General features: G+C 35.0%; 14 protein-coding genes, 1 pseudogene and 2 riboswitches. Of the genes and pseudogenes, 11 read left to right on the forward strand and 4 right to left on the reverse strand.

The window, feature by feature from the left end:
* Positions 1 to 394: 394 nt before the first annotated feature.
* Positions 395 to 577, forward strand: a pseudogene (locus ACIQZI_RS08020) (DUF6262 family protein); the annotation flags it as partial.
* Between the two features lie 342 nt (positions 578 to 919).
* Here the strand turns inward: ACIQZI_RS08020 and ACIQZI_RS08025 are convergent.
* On the reverse strand, positions 920 to 1,549 hold the full coding sequence (locus ACIQZI_RS08025) for a YczE/YyaS/YitT family protein (protein WP_403071386.1): 630 nt from the start codon (positions 1,547 to 1,549) through the stop codon (positions 920 to 922).
* The gene (locus ACIQZI_RS08030) at positions 1,546 to 2,247 is read right to left on the reverse strand and encodes a YjjG family noncanonical pyrimidine nucleotidase (protein WP_403071389.1); all 702 of its coding nucleotides are present in this window, start codon (positions 2,245 to 2,247) and stop codon (positions 1,546 to 1,548) included. Before ACIQZI_RS08030 ends, ACIQZI_RS08025 begins: the two co-directional genes overlap by 4 nt.
* Before the next feature lie 77 nt (positions 2,248 to 2,324).
* Here ACIQZI_RS08030 and yeiL point away from each other — a divergent pair, with 77 nt between their 5' ends.
* From yeiL to ACIQZI_RS08060, 6 genes are all read left to right on the forward strand, one after another.
* Positions 2,325 to 2,996, forward strand: coding sequence for a transcriptional regulator YeiL (yeiL, locus tag ACIQZI_RS08035; protein WP_403071392.1), 672 nt, complete (start codon positions 2,325 to 2,327; stop codon positions 2,994 to 2,996).
* Positions 2,997 to 3,268: 272 nt separating this feature from the next.
* Positions 3,269 to 3,378, forward strand: a riboswitch (SAM riboswitch).
* Between the two features lie 129 nt (positions 3,379 to 3,507).
* Entirely contained in the window at positions 3,508 to 4,491 is a 984-nt protein-coding gene (locus tag ACIQZI_RS08040; protein WP_062179530.1) for an aliphatic sulfonate ABC transporter substrate-binding protein, read from the forward strand.
* A 25-nt stretch (positions 4,492 to 4,516) separates the two neighbouring features.
* Positions 4,517 to 5,356 (forward strand): ABC transporter permease, encoded by an 840-nt coding sequence (locus tag ACIQZI_RS08045; RefSeq protein ID WP_403071395.1) that lies wholly within the window; start codon positions 4,517 to 4,519, stop codon positions 5,354 to 5,356.
* A 12-nt stretch (positions 5,357 to 5,368) separates the two neighbouring features.
* A complete protein-coding gene (locus ACIQZI_RS08050; RefSeq protein WP_403071398.1) occupies positions 5,369 to 6,070 on the forward strand; it encodes an ABC transporter ATP-binding protein in 702 nt (233 codons plus the stop codon).
* A 383-nt stretch (positions 6,071 to 6,453) separates the two neighbouring features.
* Positions 6,454 to 6,532: riboswitch (ZMP/ZTP riboswitch) on the forward strand.
* 170 nt (positions 6,533 to 6,702) lie between these two features.
* The gene (locus ACIQZI_RS08055; protein ID WP_062179538.1) at positions 6,703 to 7,902 is read left to right on the forward strand and encodes a phosphoglycerate dehydrogenase; all 1,200 of its coding nucleotides are present in this window, start codon (positions 6,703 to 6,705) and stop codon (positions 7,900 to 7,902) included.
* Between the two features lie 737 nt (positions 7,903 to 8,639).
* The gene (locus ACIQZI_RS08060; RefSeq protein ID WP_403071403.1) at positions 8,640 to 9,587 is read left to right on the forward strand and encodes a DMT family transporter; all 948 of its coding nucleotides are present in this window, start codon (positions 8,640 to 8,642) and stop codon (positions 9,585 to 9,587) included.
* 158 nt (positions 9,588 to 9,745) lie between these two features.
* Here ACIQZI_RS08060 and ACIQZI_RS08065 read toward each other — a convergent pair whose 3' ends face one another.
* On the reverse strand, positions 9,746 to 11,008 hold the full coding sequence (locus tag ACIQZI_RS08065) for a DUF445 domain-containing protein (protein WP_403071406.1): 1,263 nt from the start codon (positions 11,006 to 11,008) through the stop codon (positions 9,746 to 9,748).
* A gap of 348 nt (positions 11,009 to 11,356) precedes the next feature.
* On the opposite strand from ACIQZI_RS08065, the gene ACIQZI_RS08070 reads away from it, so the two are divergent.
* The 4 genes from ACIQZI_RS08070 to ACIQZI_RS08085 are packed head-to-tail and all read left to right on the forward strand — an operon-like array spanning position 11,357 to position 14,446.
* Positions 11,357 to 11,800 carry a MarR family winged helix-turn-helix transcriptional regulator gene (locus ACIQZI_RS08070; RefSeq protein WP_403071409.1) on the forward strand — a complete coding sequence of 148 codons (444 nt, stop codon included), beginning with the start codon at positions 11,357 to 11,359 and terminating at the stop codon, positions 11,798 to 11,800.
* Between the two features lie 51 nt (positions 11,801 to 11,851).
* The gene (locus ACIQZI_RS08075) at positions 11,852 to 12,793 is read left to right on the forward strand and encodes a ring-cleaving dioxygenase (protein WP_403071412.1); all 942 of its coding nucleotides are present in this window, start codon (positions 11,852 to 11,854) and stop codon (positions 12,791 to 12,793) included.
* Between the two features lie 15 nt (positions 12,794 to 12,808).
* Positions 12,809 to 13,867 carry an LLM class flavin-dependent oxidoreductase gene (locus ACIQZI_RS08080; RefSeq protein ID WP_403071415.1) on the forward strand — a complete coding sequence of 353 codons (1,059 nt, stop codon included), beginning with the start codon at positions 12,809 to 12,811 and terminating at the stop codon, positions 13,865 to 13,867.
* A 12-nt stretch (positions 13,868 to 13,879) separates the two neighbouring features.
* Positions 13,880 to 14,446 (forward strand): NADPH-dependent FMN reductase, encoded by a 567-nt coding sequence (locus ACIQZI_RS08085; RefSeq protein ID WP_403071420.1) that lies wholly within the window; start codon positions 13,880 to 13,882, stop codon positions 14,444 to 14,446.
* 599 nt (positions 14,447 to 15,045) lie between these two features.
* Here ACIQZI_RS08085 and brnQ read toward each other — a convergent pair.
* The gene (gene brnQ / locus ACIQZI_RS08090; protein WP_403071423.1) at positions 15,046 to 16,386 is read right to left on the reverse strand and encodes a branched-chain amino acid transport system II carrier protein; all 1,341 of its coding nucleotides are present in this window, start codon (positions 16,384 to 16,386) and stop codon (positions 15,046 to 15,048) included.
* Between the last annotated feature and the right edge of the window lie 326 nt (positions 16,387 to 16,712).

A 16,712-nucleotide genomic window follows, 5' to 3' on the forward strand; every position in this document is an offset into this window, starting at 1 on the left:
CTCCATATATTTCGATATTTGGAATAACTGCCTTGGCGCTATTTTGTCTATTTACAGCAAGGACGTATGTGAAGAAATTATGAATGGTTATTGATGATAGATAGTTAGATGGCTTCGAGTATAAAAACTCGAGGCCATCTTCTTTTTCTGAAAAAATACCTTTTTATTATCTTACTATAAATTGAATAGATATTTTTAAACTGTTTTCTATTTCACTATGGTAACTCCAAATGAATATCCAAAATAATAGTTATGTTTTGTTATTTTAACCACAATTTGATGAAACAGTTCTTACTGGTCAAAAAATACTCATAATAATTTATATTTGTAGCTTTACAAAAAGGTTTGATCATTTAGAATTTAACTATACTAGCTCTACCATGTCGATATTCACAAACGGATTGAAGCGTTAAGGCAGCAACAATCACAAGTACCTACACCAAAAAAAGTTAAGCGAAAAATAAATGGGAGCAACAAGGATGCCCTTATTGAATCATTGAAACGAAAGATTAAGAAATTAGAAGATGATAATAAACAACTTAGAGAGCAATTAAAGTTTGCTTATGCAGAGGTTTATTATGGTGAGAACGGTGCTCTCCATCCCTGCTTGTTCAACAATCGGGTCATTTTTCGGAATAACACTTAATGAATTGGATATTTATGTTAAAATATAGAGAGGCTAGAATATATAAATAAGGGCTGAGCTGAAATTAAAAAAGTTATCTTATGGTTATCGATTGTAAGTAGTTTATTCATAATATTCCTCCAGTTTTTTCAATGGGAACTTATTGAGATATTTACACCATTTATGATGCCAGAAGTAAAAAAGTTGTCCATATTATACATGATGACTAATATGGACAACTTTTTATATTTTAGGTCTTGATAATTTACAAAGGTTATTTTTTAGTCATGCTTTTTATTGAGTTTTTGGTTTCAGCTGATAGTTTTCAAATTTCAATCGTGTATAAGAAATAATGCCGGACAATAAGAAGAAGCTGATAATCGTTCCTTCTCGAATATTGATTGGTAAATTGTATAGTAGTGATATTGTTATTGATAGAAGAATGGAGAATAAATCGACACAATATCTGTATTGAGAGAAAGTGAGTTTTGTTAATTCGGCTATTCGTAAACATAAACTTTCAATAGGAAAAGGAATAATATCTAATGATAAAATAATGCCTATTGTTCCACCGGCTAGTATCGCACCGAATATAAATAGTCCCATTCTTACTAAATAATTCTCTATGTGAATCATACCGAAAATAGTATAGAGGAAAAAATTAATAACCATTCCAAAGAACAAGATGGAAATGAACATCAAAGTAAATTTTCTAAAATCCTTTTTTTCGCATAGGCAGATATAACCGATTAGAAAAATGAGATTTGCAATGAATGTAATTGTGCCAACTTTGATGGAAGTACATTCAGATACGGATAAATTCATCGCATTAAAACTGCTTACTCCAACATCTGCTTTTAATGTAAGACTAATGCCAATAGCACTTACTATATAAAGGAGAATCGATTGAATTACTTTTTTCATGAATATTCCTCTAATAAGTCTATTATTTGCATTAAATTTGGTATCGTATATGTGCTCTTAGGTGAACCTGATTTAGGCATGATTCTCTTAGGATTAAACCATACGCAATCAATTCCGACATTGATAGCTCCCTGAATATCCGATGTTAAACGATCACCTATCATTAAAAATTCTTCTTTACGATTTATATGCAGGGCATCAAAAATATAGTAAAAGAAATGGGGATTCGGTTTTTCATAACCAATTTCTTCGGAGATAAAAAGTTGTTCAAAATATCCTTGTAACTTGGCATCTCCTAATCTTTTTCTTTGAGTCTTTCCTACACCGTTTGTTCCAATATATAATTTATAATCTTGCTTAATTAAAGCATTTAATAATTCATGTGCATGGGTAACGGTCTTATGTCCTTGGTTTAAATGCTCACGGTACATGGCTTCAACTTTTGTTCCGTTTTCATCTATATGAAATTCCTTCAAAAAAAGTGAAAAACGCGTTGTCAGCACGTCTTCACGAGAAATCAAGCCTTCCTCTAATTGATGCCATAATTCATCATTAATGCGCTTATAACATGCTATGGTTTGTTTGTTATCGGGCAACTCGTATTGCGTAATCATTTGTCTTAAAGCCTTTTCTTCTGAATCTTGAAAATCAAGTATCGTATCATCTAAGTCAAAAATAATATGTTTGTATTTGTTCATTCCTATCCACCTCTTGGTAGTAATATATCGAAAGGAAGAATATAATAATAGGAGATATCTCATATTGAGGTGATAAAATGAAAAAAATCAATTTGAAGGATTACGCTGAAAATTTTGTAGATATATATAATGATATTCAAGAAACTTTTCCGAAAGCAGTTTTACATCAGGCTTTTATTTGTAAGTTTTCTTCTAATGAATATATAGTGCGTTTTGATGAAGATATTCAGTACTTATTTTTATTATTGGATGGGCGGGCAAAAATATATATAGTACACGAAAATGGAAAACGTGCGCTGATTCAGTTTCTAAAGAAAGATGATTTTATTGGTGAATTATCCTTGATTGAGGTGGAAAAGAATTTAAAAGATGTTGTGGCTATAAATGACTGCACTTGCTTGGCGGTTCCGTTGGCTTCATCGAAAGAACATCTGTTAAATGACAATCTTTTTCTCCATAATTTATCAAAATATTTAGGTGATAAATTACTAAAAAGAACAGATCATTACACAGAGATGCAAGATTATGAATTCAAAAACCGATTGGCGAAATATATTCTTCAAATAGAAAACGATGGATGCTTTCAAGAGAAGCATACCGAAACAGCAGAATACGTGGGGGTAAGCTATCGACATTTATTATACACACTTAACCAATTCCATGAAGACGGATTATTAGAAAAGAAAGGAAGAAAATATTTTATTATTAATAAAGAAAAGTTAGAACGATTGAGTTCAAAAAAAGATTAATTTAGTTTGATTTGATAACTTGAAATATAAACAAGTTGTTTCACTTCTTTCATTTAAGGTAAGTGAAAATTTAATTTGATGAGAATATCATGGCCTCCTATTTGTAGGATAAGGACGCATTTTTAGATTAAGATTCTAAATTTATCAACCTTTTTTATATAGCCAAAATATTGCCTGAAACTCGAATTGAAAATTCAGAAAATTATTGACATTCATTTTCAGGTGATTTATACTTCAAAACAGATGAACACCCTAATTAAATAATAAATACACTCTTATCGAGAGCGGCGGAGGGAATAGGCCCTGTGAAGCCCGGCAACCATTAAGTGAATGCTTAAAAAGGTGCTAAATCCTGCAGATCATGTGATCTGAAAGATGAGGGAGGTTTTTTTATTAAAACCCTCTTCTTACTAGAAAGAGGGTTTTTTAATGATTATTAAACCAAGTAAACAAATGGGGACTATTTAATTTATGGGTAGAAGAAAAAATAGGGGAAAGTGGAGGTATTAAAATGAAGAATAGGCTTAGAAGTACACTGGTACTAATTGGATTAATATTGCTTTCTGGTTGCTCGAATGATGTAAGTGGTACTGGGACAGATGCTAAACCAAAGAAAATTATCCTCGATTATGCGTATTATTCACCGGTCAGTTTGGTATTAAAGGATCAGGGCATTGCTGAAAAAAAATTCAAAGATGAAGGCATTGAAGTTGAATTTGTACTTAGTCAAGGATCAAATAAAGCGTTAGAATTCCTTAGCTCAGAGAGTGTTGATTTCGGTTCCGCTGCCGGTGCGGCTGCACTATTAGCCAAAGAAAAAGGTACACCAATCCAAACCGTTTATATTTCTTCCAAACCAGAGTGGACAGCACTTATGGCGAAAAAAGGTACAATCAATTCTGTATCTGATTTAAAAGGCAAACGTATTGCAGCTACACTTGGTACTGACCCCTATATTTTTCTGTTGAGAGCCCTGAAGGAAGCTGGTCTTTCCTCAAAAGATGTCGAAATTGTCAACTTACAGCATAGTGACGGTGCCCTAGCCGTACAATCGGGTGATGTTGATGCCTGGGCTGGTCTTGACCCTCATATGGCAAAGGTCGAATTGGAGTCAGACATTCAAATCTTTTATCGTAACCCAGATTTCAATAGCTTTAGCACACTTGATGTTCGCGAGGAATTCGCTGAGAAATACCCCGTTTATGTTGAGAAAGTCCTTGAGGCATATGAAGAAGCACGTCAGTGGACAATTGCCCATCCAGATGAAACGACAGAAATACTTGCTAAAGAAGCTAGCATTTCATTAGAAGTAGCAAAAAAGGAATTGGAACGAAATGACTTTTCAGAACCGATTCCAAGTAATGAACAAAAGGCTATCATTATAGGGTCAGGTGAAGTTCTAAAAGAAAATGGTTTATTAAAAAGTTCGACAGATGTTGAGAAGTTGACTGATAAACTTCTTAATTCTAAATTTGCCGTAAAAGTACTCAAATGATGGATCAGAAGGGATTGAGAAAAGAATGTTGGAGCATAGTGAGCATGCAGTATTAACTAAGGCGAATAAAACAAAACAATCACGATATACAAAACTGAAGACAAATCGTAAAGTATTGCTTGGCAGCATCCTGCCGTTGACACTGTTGATTATCTGGGAAGCTTCCGGCAGGATGGGGATAATCGAATCACACCTTCTTCCTATACCTTCAGTAATAGTAGAAGGGCTGTATCAGATGGCATTGGAAGGAACACTTTGGGGACATATTGGAACAACTTTAATTAGGGTATTTGCCGGTTTTCTTATCGGAACATTCACAGCAGTTATAATCGGATCACTGGTCGGCTATATGAAGATTTTCGAAGAATTAATAGATCCAATTATTCAAGCCTTTCGCTCCATTCCATCTCTTGCTTGGGTTCCATTATTTATCTTATGGATGGGCATCGGGGAATCCTCTAAGGTAATATTGATCGCAGTCGGAGTGTTTTTCCCAGTTTATCTGAATATGGTTGCTGGGATACGGGGTGTAGACAGAAAACTGATTGAAGTCGGTAAAATCTATGGATATACGTCCTTTGAAATTGTCAGCAAAATTATTCTTCCCGCATCGCTTCCTTCATTATTAACAGGAATCCGAAGTGGACTCGGACTTGGTTGGATGTTTGTTGTCGCTGCTGAAATCATGGGAGCCTCAAAAGGACTCGGATACTTGCTAATAGTGGGACAGAATACGTATTCTCCTGATGTTATTATCGGAAGTATTATCTTATTCGCCATTCTTGGGAAATTCACTGATTGGCTTTTAAAATTTATTGAAGAACGCTCACTAAGATGGCAAGATAGTTATGCAAATCAACGTTAGGAGGGACTTAGAATGTTGTCCGTAGAGCAAGTTTCGCGAACATTTAATAATAAACAGGTTGGTTTTACAGATGTTTCGTTCACCGTCAAGGAAGGGGAAGTCATCGGTATCCTAGGCACGAGCGGCTGCGGGAAAAGTACATTGCTTCGAGTTCTAGCAGGGCTTGACAAGGACTATACGGGCAAGTTCACATGGGAAAAGGAGAAGGTCGGGATGATGTTTCAGGAGCCCCGTTTAATGCCGTGGCTAACAGTGGAACAAAATGTCGGTTTTGGAATGAAGGGTGATAGCAACTCTACTATTCAAAAGCTGCTCAAGCTAGTAGGATTAGCGGGATTTGAAAAGCTTTATCCTAAGGATCTTTCAGGGGGGATGGCCCAACGGACAGCACTAGCACGGGCACTTGTAACTGAGCCCAAGGTTATATTACTCGATGAACCATTCAGTGCTGTTGATGCTTTTACAAAAATGCAGCTACAGAAGCTTTTGCTTTCCATCTGGAAACAACAGAATACAACCATGTTGCTTGTTACTCATGATATTGATGAAGCATTATTTCTATGTGACAAGATATTCATCCTTAGAGGCCAACCTGGTGAATTGTATGAGACGATAATAATTTCGGAACCTAAACCGCGAGATCGCGGCGATTATAAATTAACTACTAGGAAGGCTGAAATCCTTTCTTTACTTGATTTAAAACAAACTGTTTAAAATGAATACCTGCATATTAATTTGAGAATAATTAAAAACTTGTGTATTTTGATTTGACGAATAAAGATATCTTTACATGAGAGAATCGGAAGTAAAGTTACATTACCTAAAGTGTCTGAGAACGCTTTAATATCAAGAGATATAGTTTTCTACAGTATGTGTGATTCATATTTTAGTTGCTAACAACCAAGTTGTATTGGAAGGGCATTAGAATTGGATTGAAGTGAATTCTGTTACATGGTTGTTTATCATAAATTGAGTTAAACCATATCAAGTGTAAGAGAAAATTGTACCAAACAATTCATTCAAAAGAACTAAAGTGGATTAATCTTAAAATGATAGTTGAAGATTGCTGAATAATTTGATAAAATATAATAAATGAAAAGACTATATGTAACTGGCGAAACGCGGATAACCGTGAGGGAGCATATAGTGTCGTAGCCGTTCGCCTGGGCAGAGGTAAGGGAAATTCCCCTTGCCTCTTTCTGTATATTAGGAGTAAGTATTGAAGTAGATACTTCTTTTAAATGCTATTATTATAGACAATGCAGCTTTTCATAAAATTTGAATAGTGACAAGTTTCTTTATGGGGAATTTGAAAACTAGCATACATAAAAAGGGGAGTAAATAATATGAGCACATTAATTTTAGACAAAGTGAAAACAATCAAAACTTTAAATAATATTACAGAAAGTGGGCTAAATGTATTTAATAACGATACCTATACTATCGACAATGATACTGAAAACCCTGATGCAATTGTTGTTCGTAGTTTTAATATGCATGCAATCGAATTCGGCAATCAATTAAAAGCAATTGCACGTGCAGGAGCTGGTGTTAATAATATTCCGGTTGACAAATGTACAGAGCAAGGTATTGTTGTTTTTAATACGCCAGGTGCTAATGCTAATGCTGTAAAAGAAATGGTACTAACAACATTAATGGCTTCATCTCGTAACCTTTTTGCCGGTGTGGCTTGGACAAAGACATTAGAAGGTGAAGGCGAAAAAGTTCCAAAGCTTGTAGAAGCAGGAAAGAAACAATTTGTTGGAAAAGAAATTAAAGGGAAAACTCTAGGTGTAATTGGTTTAGGCGCGATTGGTGCACTTGTCGCGAATGATGCGCTTGATTTAGACATGGATGTGATTGGCTTTGATCCATTCATCTCTGTCGATACAGCTTGGAACTTGTCTCGCAATGTACAACGCGCTATGACGATTGAACAATTGTTCGCTAACTCTGATTATATTACTGTACACGTTCCGTTAACAGATGACACTGCAGGAATGTTTAACGAAGAAATATTTAGCATCATGAAGCCAGGAGTTCATATTTTGAACTTCTCACGTGGTGAGCTTGTGAATGAAACAGATATGGAAGCTGCACTTGAAAGTGGGAAAGTCGGAAGATATATTACAGACTTCCCAAATGAAAATGTGTTGAAAATGAAAAATACAATTCCAATCCCACATCTTGGTGCTTCTACCCAAGAATCAGAAGAAAACTGTGCCATTATGGCAGCTCGCCAAGTGAAGGAGTTTCTAGAAACAGGAAATATCAAAAACTCAGTGAATTTTCCAAATACCACCCTTCCTTATACAGGAAAACAACGTGTAGCAGCTTTCCACCAAAACGTTCCAAACATGGTTGGGCAGATTACACAAGCAATATCAAGCCATGATTTAAACATTGCTGACATGGTAAACAGAAGCCGTGGGGGATACGCGTATACGATGATTGATATTGACAATAAAATAAGCGGTGATATCATTCCTGACTTGGAAGAAAAAATCAAGCAAATCGAAGGTATCGTTACAATCCGTGTTATTTAAGCATACTTTAATTGAACAGGGAGTAAGCATGGAAGACCTCTTTGATGATCAATTGAATTAATTTTAGTGAAGCCTCAATTCCTTTTAGGAATTGAGGCCATTTTATTTGAGAAGGAAATGTAACAGTGTGAACAAATCGTAAAACAAGAACAACTTGATTAGTGTTAACAAGTTAGAAGGAGGAGATAGATAAATATGAAAAAGCTTATTTTTACAGTAGGAATAGTGATGTTTTTGCTAGCCGGAGGCATGTATTAAATGATTGATTCTCTTAACTGTGGCTGTCCTGAAGAATTTGAAATGATGGTTTCTTATACAGTAGATAAGGCGATTATATTATTTTAATATAATGTAATCAAAGTAATAACCCGTGATTTTTAACACATTAGTCAAATTTTAATATATTAATATAATTAAAAAGAGGTGTAAATAGAGATATTAGCGACAGTTAGAAAGCTATTCCACATATTGTTAACAAGTCGCTGGTCAGGTAATCTCTACGACTATATAATTGATCGTGAAAGCTTTAACTTTTCTACTACTTTTTCATCTTCAAAATTGCATAGTAAGTCGACAAGATTCGAATTTTAAGTATCCTTACAAATTGGGTAACTACCAACTCTTATTATGTTATTCTGAAGATTGACCACTTATCGAATAAAACAAGCAAAATAATCCATACAAAATAACTGGAAGAACAGTTTATAACGTATGAAGCAGATTGAGGGGGATGGTTTATGGATAATCAACTGCGGTGGCCCGGATTTATATTCGTCATACTCGGCGCAAGTTTTTGGGGAATTGGAGGTACAGTAGCACAGCGCTTATTTCAACAAGAAAGTATAACAGTTGAATGGCTTGTATCCATTCGCTTATTAATAGCAGGCATTCTACTACTTTTTTTATCATTCATCAGAGATCGAAAGCAAGTTTTAAAGATATGGTCAGATAAAACAGCAAGGATACAAATCGTGATATTCGGCTTATTAGGGATGCTTGCCGTTCAATACACATATATGGCTTCCATTCAGTTAGGGAATGCAGCTGTCGCAACATTATTACAATATTTAGCTCCTGTTTTTATTATTCTTTATCTAGTTTTGGCTAAAGTAAGCAAATTGAAGGCTAGAGATCTATTTGCGGTAGTTTTAGCTTTAACAGGTACATTTTTATTGTTAACGAATGGATCATTAGCTAGTCTTTCAGTGCCTGTATCTTCTGTCATATGGGGAATACTATCAGGTATTGCTCTTGCCTTCTATACTTTATATGCAGGGGTGTTATTGAAAAAGTGGGGTTCACTGAACGTTATTGGCTGGGCAATGATTATAGGTGGAATGGGAATGAGTAGCATACAGCCTCCTTGGTCAGTTGACACTAGTAATTGGGCACTTGAGACATATTTATATTTAGGGTTTGTCATTTTCTTTGGAACGATGATTGCTTTTTGGTTTTACATTGAAAGTCTTAAATACTTAAAACCGCAAGAAACGACTTTATTAGGGAGTTTAGAACCTTTAACAGCCATAATCACTTCAGTTTTATGGCTACACATCCCATTCGGAACTTATCAATTTTTAGGAGCTAGCCTTATACTATTTATGGTTCTATATTTATCGTTTTTCAAAGATAAATCCGAAAAAGAAAGATTACGAATTATTCGAACAGAAAAGTTGGGTTCTTAAAAATAGTCCCTTTAAGAATGCGATTTTTATCATTGATGTAAATTCAACAATAACAAAACGGCTACTCCGATGTAGCCGTTTTGTTGTTCCAAATCAATATAATTCAAATGATAAAGCGAGAGGAACAAATCAGTACTCTCATTTGGTTTTAATAGAAATTATGCTAGCCTAAACAAAGCTTGTACACCTGTTAGTAAAATCCCTATTATAAAACCACAAACTGCTCCGTTCACGCGAATCCACTGTAAATCTTTTCCGATATTGTTTTCCATCATATCAATCAGTGTATCATTGTCTAACTTATCTAAATTCTCTTGCACAAGATTGCCAATTTGTTCATGATTATTTTCAACGAGAACTATTATTTGTTTTTGTATCCAATTATCAATGTCCGCGCTATTATCTTTCATATTATCTAGTATGCGATTCATTAATGGAATAAGATGCATATCAATAAAATCATGATCTTCTACGAGATCTATTACATTTTTTTGAATTTGTTGAAGACTCTCGGTTATTGTTTGATCAGGTTCCCATTTATCTAGAAGTTGACCTTTCCATTTTTCAATACTTACTAATACGTCCTTATTATCGTTAATACCTTGTATCTCGTTTCGGATATATAAGATTAAAGCTTCTCGATTCGGCTCTTTCTCATTTTGCAAACTCTTTATTACACTTAATAAAAGATTTTGCACGATATTGCCGAGTTTCTCCTCGGTAAGCAGGCTTTGAATGGATTTAAGTGCAAATTGAAGCATACCATCTGCTTCAATTTTGCTGAGTACATTCATGGAAACTGTTCCTAATCGGTGACTAGTTTGTTCTTGTCTTAACCAATTCTCAGCTTTTTTCAAAATATGATCCAAAGCTTTTTTATCCAGCTGTTCGTTAAGTAGATATGAACTTACAAGTTGAAGTAATTTGCTTATTTCCATCTTAGAAAGAGTCGATATGATTTGTCTTTTAACGAAAGGAGTAATCTTTTCAAGTTCTATATATCCAATCAATTTCGTGATCAGCTTAATAATCCCTTCTCTAAACTTATCTGTGTGTATCTGCTTACCTAAAATGGCGATCAGCTTTTCTGTTAAAGGAATTTGTTTTATTTTTTCCTGAATACTTTCCTTGGAAAGCCAGTCATTTTTCAACATCGAAACAAGCCCATTTGTCATTCTTTTTCGATTATTGGGTAGCAGTGCAGTATGTGGGATTGGTATTCCAAGCGGATGGCGAAATAGTGCAGTCACAGCAAACCAATCGGCTAATCCACCAACAAGTCCCGCTTCAAATCCTCCATGTAATAATTCTACCCAAAATGAACCTTGAAATGGGGCAGTGGCAATAAATCCTACCCCCATAATAATTAGTGAATACCTAGCAATTTTTCTCGATGATTTTGTTTTTGTTTTTGTTGTCATTAAATTCCCTCATTCTTAAATAATGTACGAGTACTTCAACCATATCATAAGCTAATTTTAATAGTACTCATGTTAATAATTAAAATTTAATATCTAAATATGTATTACTACTATTTAGTAGTATAGCAGGTCGATCAACAAAAATTAACCCTCCATAGGTAAAGTGTCATTACTGATCTATTATCCCTTATTAGAACTTCAACATCCATGTCCATAAGATAGTATTATATTTCTCTTAGCCAACATTTTTCATGTTCCTTACGTTACTCTTTTTGAGATGTTTTGCTTGCTTTCTTATCATTTGAGTAGTAAAGTGATAATAAGATTAACGAAGGGGAGGGAAATAAAATGCGGAATAATACGCTAGGTTCATTAATTTGGTTACGTTTAATGCGGTTTACGAATCAAAGTAACCAAATGTCGAATGACTTCTTAAAACGATTTGATCTAACGACTGCTCAATTTGATGTTCTCATGCAAATTCGCATTTATCAGCCACTCACGCAAATGGAGTTAGCCGAGAAGGTGACAGTAACTCAAGGTGGTATTTCGCGTATGCTCGTACGTCTTGAAAAAGAAGATTATATTGTACGTAAGCAAGACTGGAAAACGAAAACGATTAGCCTCACAGATAAAGCGGAAACTATTTTAGAACAAGCAATGCCTGAACAACTTGCCTTTCAATCTTCATTTTTTGACGATATATTAAACGAAGAAGAACAACAAACACTATATACTTTAATGACACGTGTCCATAAATATAGCCAAAAAAGAGAATTACCGCCTGAGTAATTTTTTTTACAGCATCATTTGATTAGTCAAGTTAAAAAAGGAGGAATAAACATGTATACAATTTCTGGACATCATCATGTATCGATGCTTACAAAAAATGCACAAATGAATCATGATTTTTATCAAAATGTATTAGGGCTACGCCGAGTGAAAAAAACGGTGAACCAAGATAACCCTACTATGTATCACTTATTTTATGGAGATTTAACAGGTAGTGCGGGAACAGAGCTGTCGTTTTTTGAAATGCCGATTGCAGGAAGAACAGTTCGCGGCACAAACGCAATTACACAAATTGGTTTACTAGTTCCGTCATTTGACAGTCTTATATTTTGGAAAAAACGGTTCGAGTCATTAGATGTAAATCATGGTGAACTAACGACATATGCCGGTCGAGATGCTTTACATTTTGAAGATTCAGAAGGCTTACGAATGGTTTTGTTAAATAATAACGGTGAGAAGGTTCCTGAACAATGGTCAGGATGGGAAGGCTCCATCATCAAACGAAACAATCGCATTTTAGGAATCGGAACAATTGAAATCACAGTGCGTTACTTAGAACGTTTAGCGAAAACATTAAAGGACATGTTTGGTTATGTAGAAGTGACTCGGTCTGACACAGAAGCCATTTATCAATCTGTTGCTGGACAGTCATTCGGAGAGATTGTCGTCAAACAAAAAGTTGGGCCAAGTGAAAAACCTGGAAGAGGAAGTATTCATCATTTAGCCATTCGTGTGAAAGATGAAGAAGAGTTGCGCTATTGGGATGAGATCGTTAAAGAACGTGGTTTCCAATCAACTGGGGTTGTGGATCGTTTCTATTTCCGAAGTCTCTATTTCCGTGAAGCAAACGGTATTTTATTTGAAATTGCGACAGATGGTCCTGGATTTACCGCCGATTCGACGGTCGAAGAACTTGGTAAAACTTTAGATTTACCACCATTTTTAGAAGAACGACGTGCTGAAATTGAAGCAAAATTAACACCACTTGATTAAAAGGAGAGAGCAAACATGAAGCAATATCGCATTGATACAGAAAAAGGACTTGAATTCGGTTTATATTCAATTGGGGATCATTTATCTAACCCACATACAGGCTCAAAAATTAGTGCACAACAGCGGATTCAGGAATTAATTGAGGCGAGTAAGCTAGCTGATCAAGCAGGACTTGACGTATTTGCTGTTGGTGAAAGCCATCAAACGTTTTTTACAACACAAGCGCATACGGTCATTTTAGGGGCCATCGCTCAAGCTACAACAAATATTAAAATTGCCAGCTCAGCAACGGTGTTAAGTACATCCGATCCTGTACGAGTATATGAAGATTTTGCCACACTTGATTTGATCTCAAAAGGTCGAGCAGAAATTGTTGCAGGCCGTGGTTCACGAGTTGGGGCATATAGTTTACTTGGGTTTGATGTACGTGATTATGAAGAGTTATTTGAAGAAAAAATGGAACTTCTGATGAAGTTAAATAACGAGGAGAAAGTAACATGGGAAGGTCAATACCGCGCATCGTTGAACAATGCATCCATTTTACCGCAACCTCAAAATGGTCATCTGCCAATTTGGCGTGCAGTAGGCGGCCCACCTGCTAGTGCGATCAAGGCTGGATATGCAGGTGTACCGATGATGCTAACAACACTTGGTGGTCCTGCTATTAACTTCAAGGTCTCAGTTGAAGCGTATCGTGAGGCAGCGGAGCGTAGTGGTTTTGATCCAGCAACATTACCAATCGCAACAACGAGTTTATTTTATACAGCAGAAAATTCACAGGATGCACTTCGTGAGTACTATCCACATGCTAATTCTGGTATGCAAGCATTACGTGGAGGCGGCTATCCAAAACAACAATTTGCGCAATCTACAGATTATCGTGATGCATTAATGATTGGTAGTCCGCAACAAATTATTGAAAAGATGCTCTACCAATACGAACTATTTGGTCAACAACGCTTTATGGCACAGATCGATTTTGGTGGCGTGCCATTCGATAAGATTGCAAAAAATATTGAACTGATTGCAACAGAAATTATGCCAGCAATTAAGAAGCATACAGCTAAAAAATAAGGAGTGATTCGGATGAAAATTGTAGGAATCTCAGGTTCTAATGTAGGCTCTAAGACACGAACAGCAATGGATTATACGTTAAAATTAGCAAATGAAAAATATCCCGATGCAGAAATCACATTATTAGATCTTGCAGAATATGAAATGGTGTTTAGCGATGGACGAAATTATTGGGAGTATGAAGGAGATACTAAGTATGTAACAGAAACTATAATGGCAGCAGATGCGATTATTATCGGTACACCCGTATTTCAAGCATCTATTCCAGCGACATTAAAAAATATTTTTGATTTATTACCAATCAATGCTTTCCGAGATAAAGTAGTAAGTATGCTTGTTACAGCTGGAACTGCTAAGCATTATTTAATGGTGGAACAACAGTTAAAACCAATTTTAGCTTATATGAAGGCACATATTGTCCAAACCTACGTATTTATCGAAGAAAAGGATTTCCAACGAAAAGAAATAATCAATGATGATATCCTTTTCCGTATGGAGCGTTTAGTGGAAGACACAGTTTTACTTGTTCAAGCATACTCGAACGTTCGCCAAGCAAAAGATGCGGAATATGATTTTTAAAAAGGTTAAGTCCGTTGAAACTGGGTATTATAGCACCGATGTTGATAACAGTATAGGAACATAGTTATTCAGCTAAAATGATATTTTCCTGTAACATAGATTAGCGTTCATTTTCATTTTAGGTCGCACTTCTTAAAGTCTTCTTCCTTTTTGAATTTGACCATTCATCCCGTGAACTCTGTATGCCATATTCTTTCCTGAAGGAAGATTCTTGTCTCTATTGTCAGTTGTTCATTACCACTACAACAATTAGATGAATCTTGCTTAATTTCATTCGGGTAGGGAAGTGTTACAACAACGAGTCTTTTCTTGAAGTAAAATAGGGTAGGTTAGGGGTAAAAGTAACCACATATTGTTTTTTTACTTATAGCATAAAGGGTTATGTGTGTGTTAAATAATAAGGGAAAAGTAGATTTGACCTTTAACAAAAGCCTACTGCAACGCACATCTTCTTTGTAAGAATACAAAAAAGTACCCTAAAGATAGACTTTTTTAAACGTCTAATCTATAGGGTACTTTTAAAGGTCTTTTTTAACTGTGTAAAAAATAGGTTACAGTTCAATCACTAGACCGCTTTTAAGACTAGATTATTTAGTTAATTAATCTAGTTGGTGATTAAGTCCGAATTTCTCTCGTAATATGCTACTGCCATAACCAATGAATCCTCCAACAATCGCAGGAATAATCCACCCTAGTCCTACGTCATACATAGGAAGAATTGCATTAAAGAAATGATCAATGGACGTAAAGTGTATGCCAACTCCATTTAATCCATCAAATAAACTAATTATAAATGTTAAAAGTAAGCTTCCTTGATAAACTTCTGCTTTCCCTTTAAATAAAGAATGAAAAAATGTTAAGAATATTAATACGATAGCTAAAGGATAAATAGCTGTTAATACAGGTACAGAAATAGCAATTAATTGTGTTAACCCAATATTAGCAACTATTGCACTAAAAATGGATAAACTAATAGCGAGTGTTTTGTAAGATATCTTAGGAAATAGCTTATGGAAATATGTAGAACATGATGAAACTAGCCCTACGCTCGTTGTTAAACAAGCTACTGTTATCATTAATCCTAATAATATCCCACCATAGGAACCAAAATAGTACTCCGAGACTTTTGCTAAGATTATACCTCCATTATCTAAATGTCCAAGTTTTTCTACACTTGAGGCACCCATATAAGATAGAGAAGTATAAAAGGTTGCTAGGATAATGGCAGCAACTCCAGTTGCTTTTCCACAAACAATCATAATTTGTTTTTTTGTTTTTGCACCTTTGTCTTTAATAGCATTAATGATCATGATACCAAAAACAAAAGATGCAAGAGTATCCATTGTTAAATAGCCTTCTCTAAACCCATTAAAAAATGGTTGAACTGAGTAATCCTTAACAGGTGCTTGGAAGTCACCAATTGGATGAATTAAAGCAACTACTACTAAGACTCCAATAAACGTTAACTTGATTGGTGTTAATACCTTCCCAACAATTTCGACAATTTTCGCAGGATTAAGCGAAAAAAGACACGTAATGCTAAAAAATACGATGGTAAAAATAAGTAAAGGTATAGGACCTGAATTTTCGGACAAAAAAGGTTTGACACCTACCTCAAAAGGAACGTTTCCTGTTCTCGGTATAGCGAATAAAGGACCAATTGCTAAATAAAGAATAGTTGTAAATACTATCCCAAACACAGGATGTACACGACTTGCTAACGATTGTAAATCATCTTTCCCCGAAAAACCAAGTGCTAATACACCAAGTAATGGTAATCCAACTCCAGTTATTAAAAACCCTGCATTAGCTGACCAAATATTTATTCCTGCTGATTGACCAAGCATTGGTGGGAAAATTAAATTTCCTGCCCCAAAGAATAAAGCAAATAACATTAAACCAATAACCACTATAAATGAAAATGGTACTTTATCAGACAAATTAAGACCTCCATGAAATATCTAAAATTTACTATTTAGAAAAAATATTAATTTTTCTAATAATTACGTACAAGCAAATATATAAGACCGTATTGTATTATAACCATATAAATTTAATATTTCAATATATTTTTATTATATTCCTTAACCTAAATCCGCTCTATAGCATTCAAGTTCGGAGAGTACGGCGGTAAAAAGAGAAGGGGAAGATGATTTTCGTTCTCCTCCAAAAAAAAGGGTTCAGAAGCTTCAAGATATGTCATTGGAAACTGACCACTTTTTCTTTGTTAATGTGAATAGAAAGGGAATTGGGTTGAATATAATAA

Source organism: Peribacillus sp. NPDC096379, from assembly GCF_044762875.1.
GTDB lineage: Bacteria > Bacillota > Bacilli > Bacillales > DSM-1321 > Peribacillus.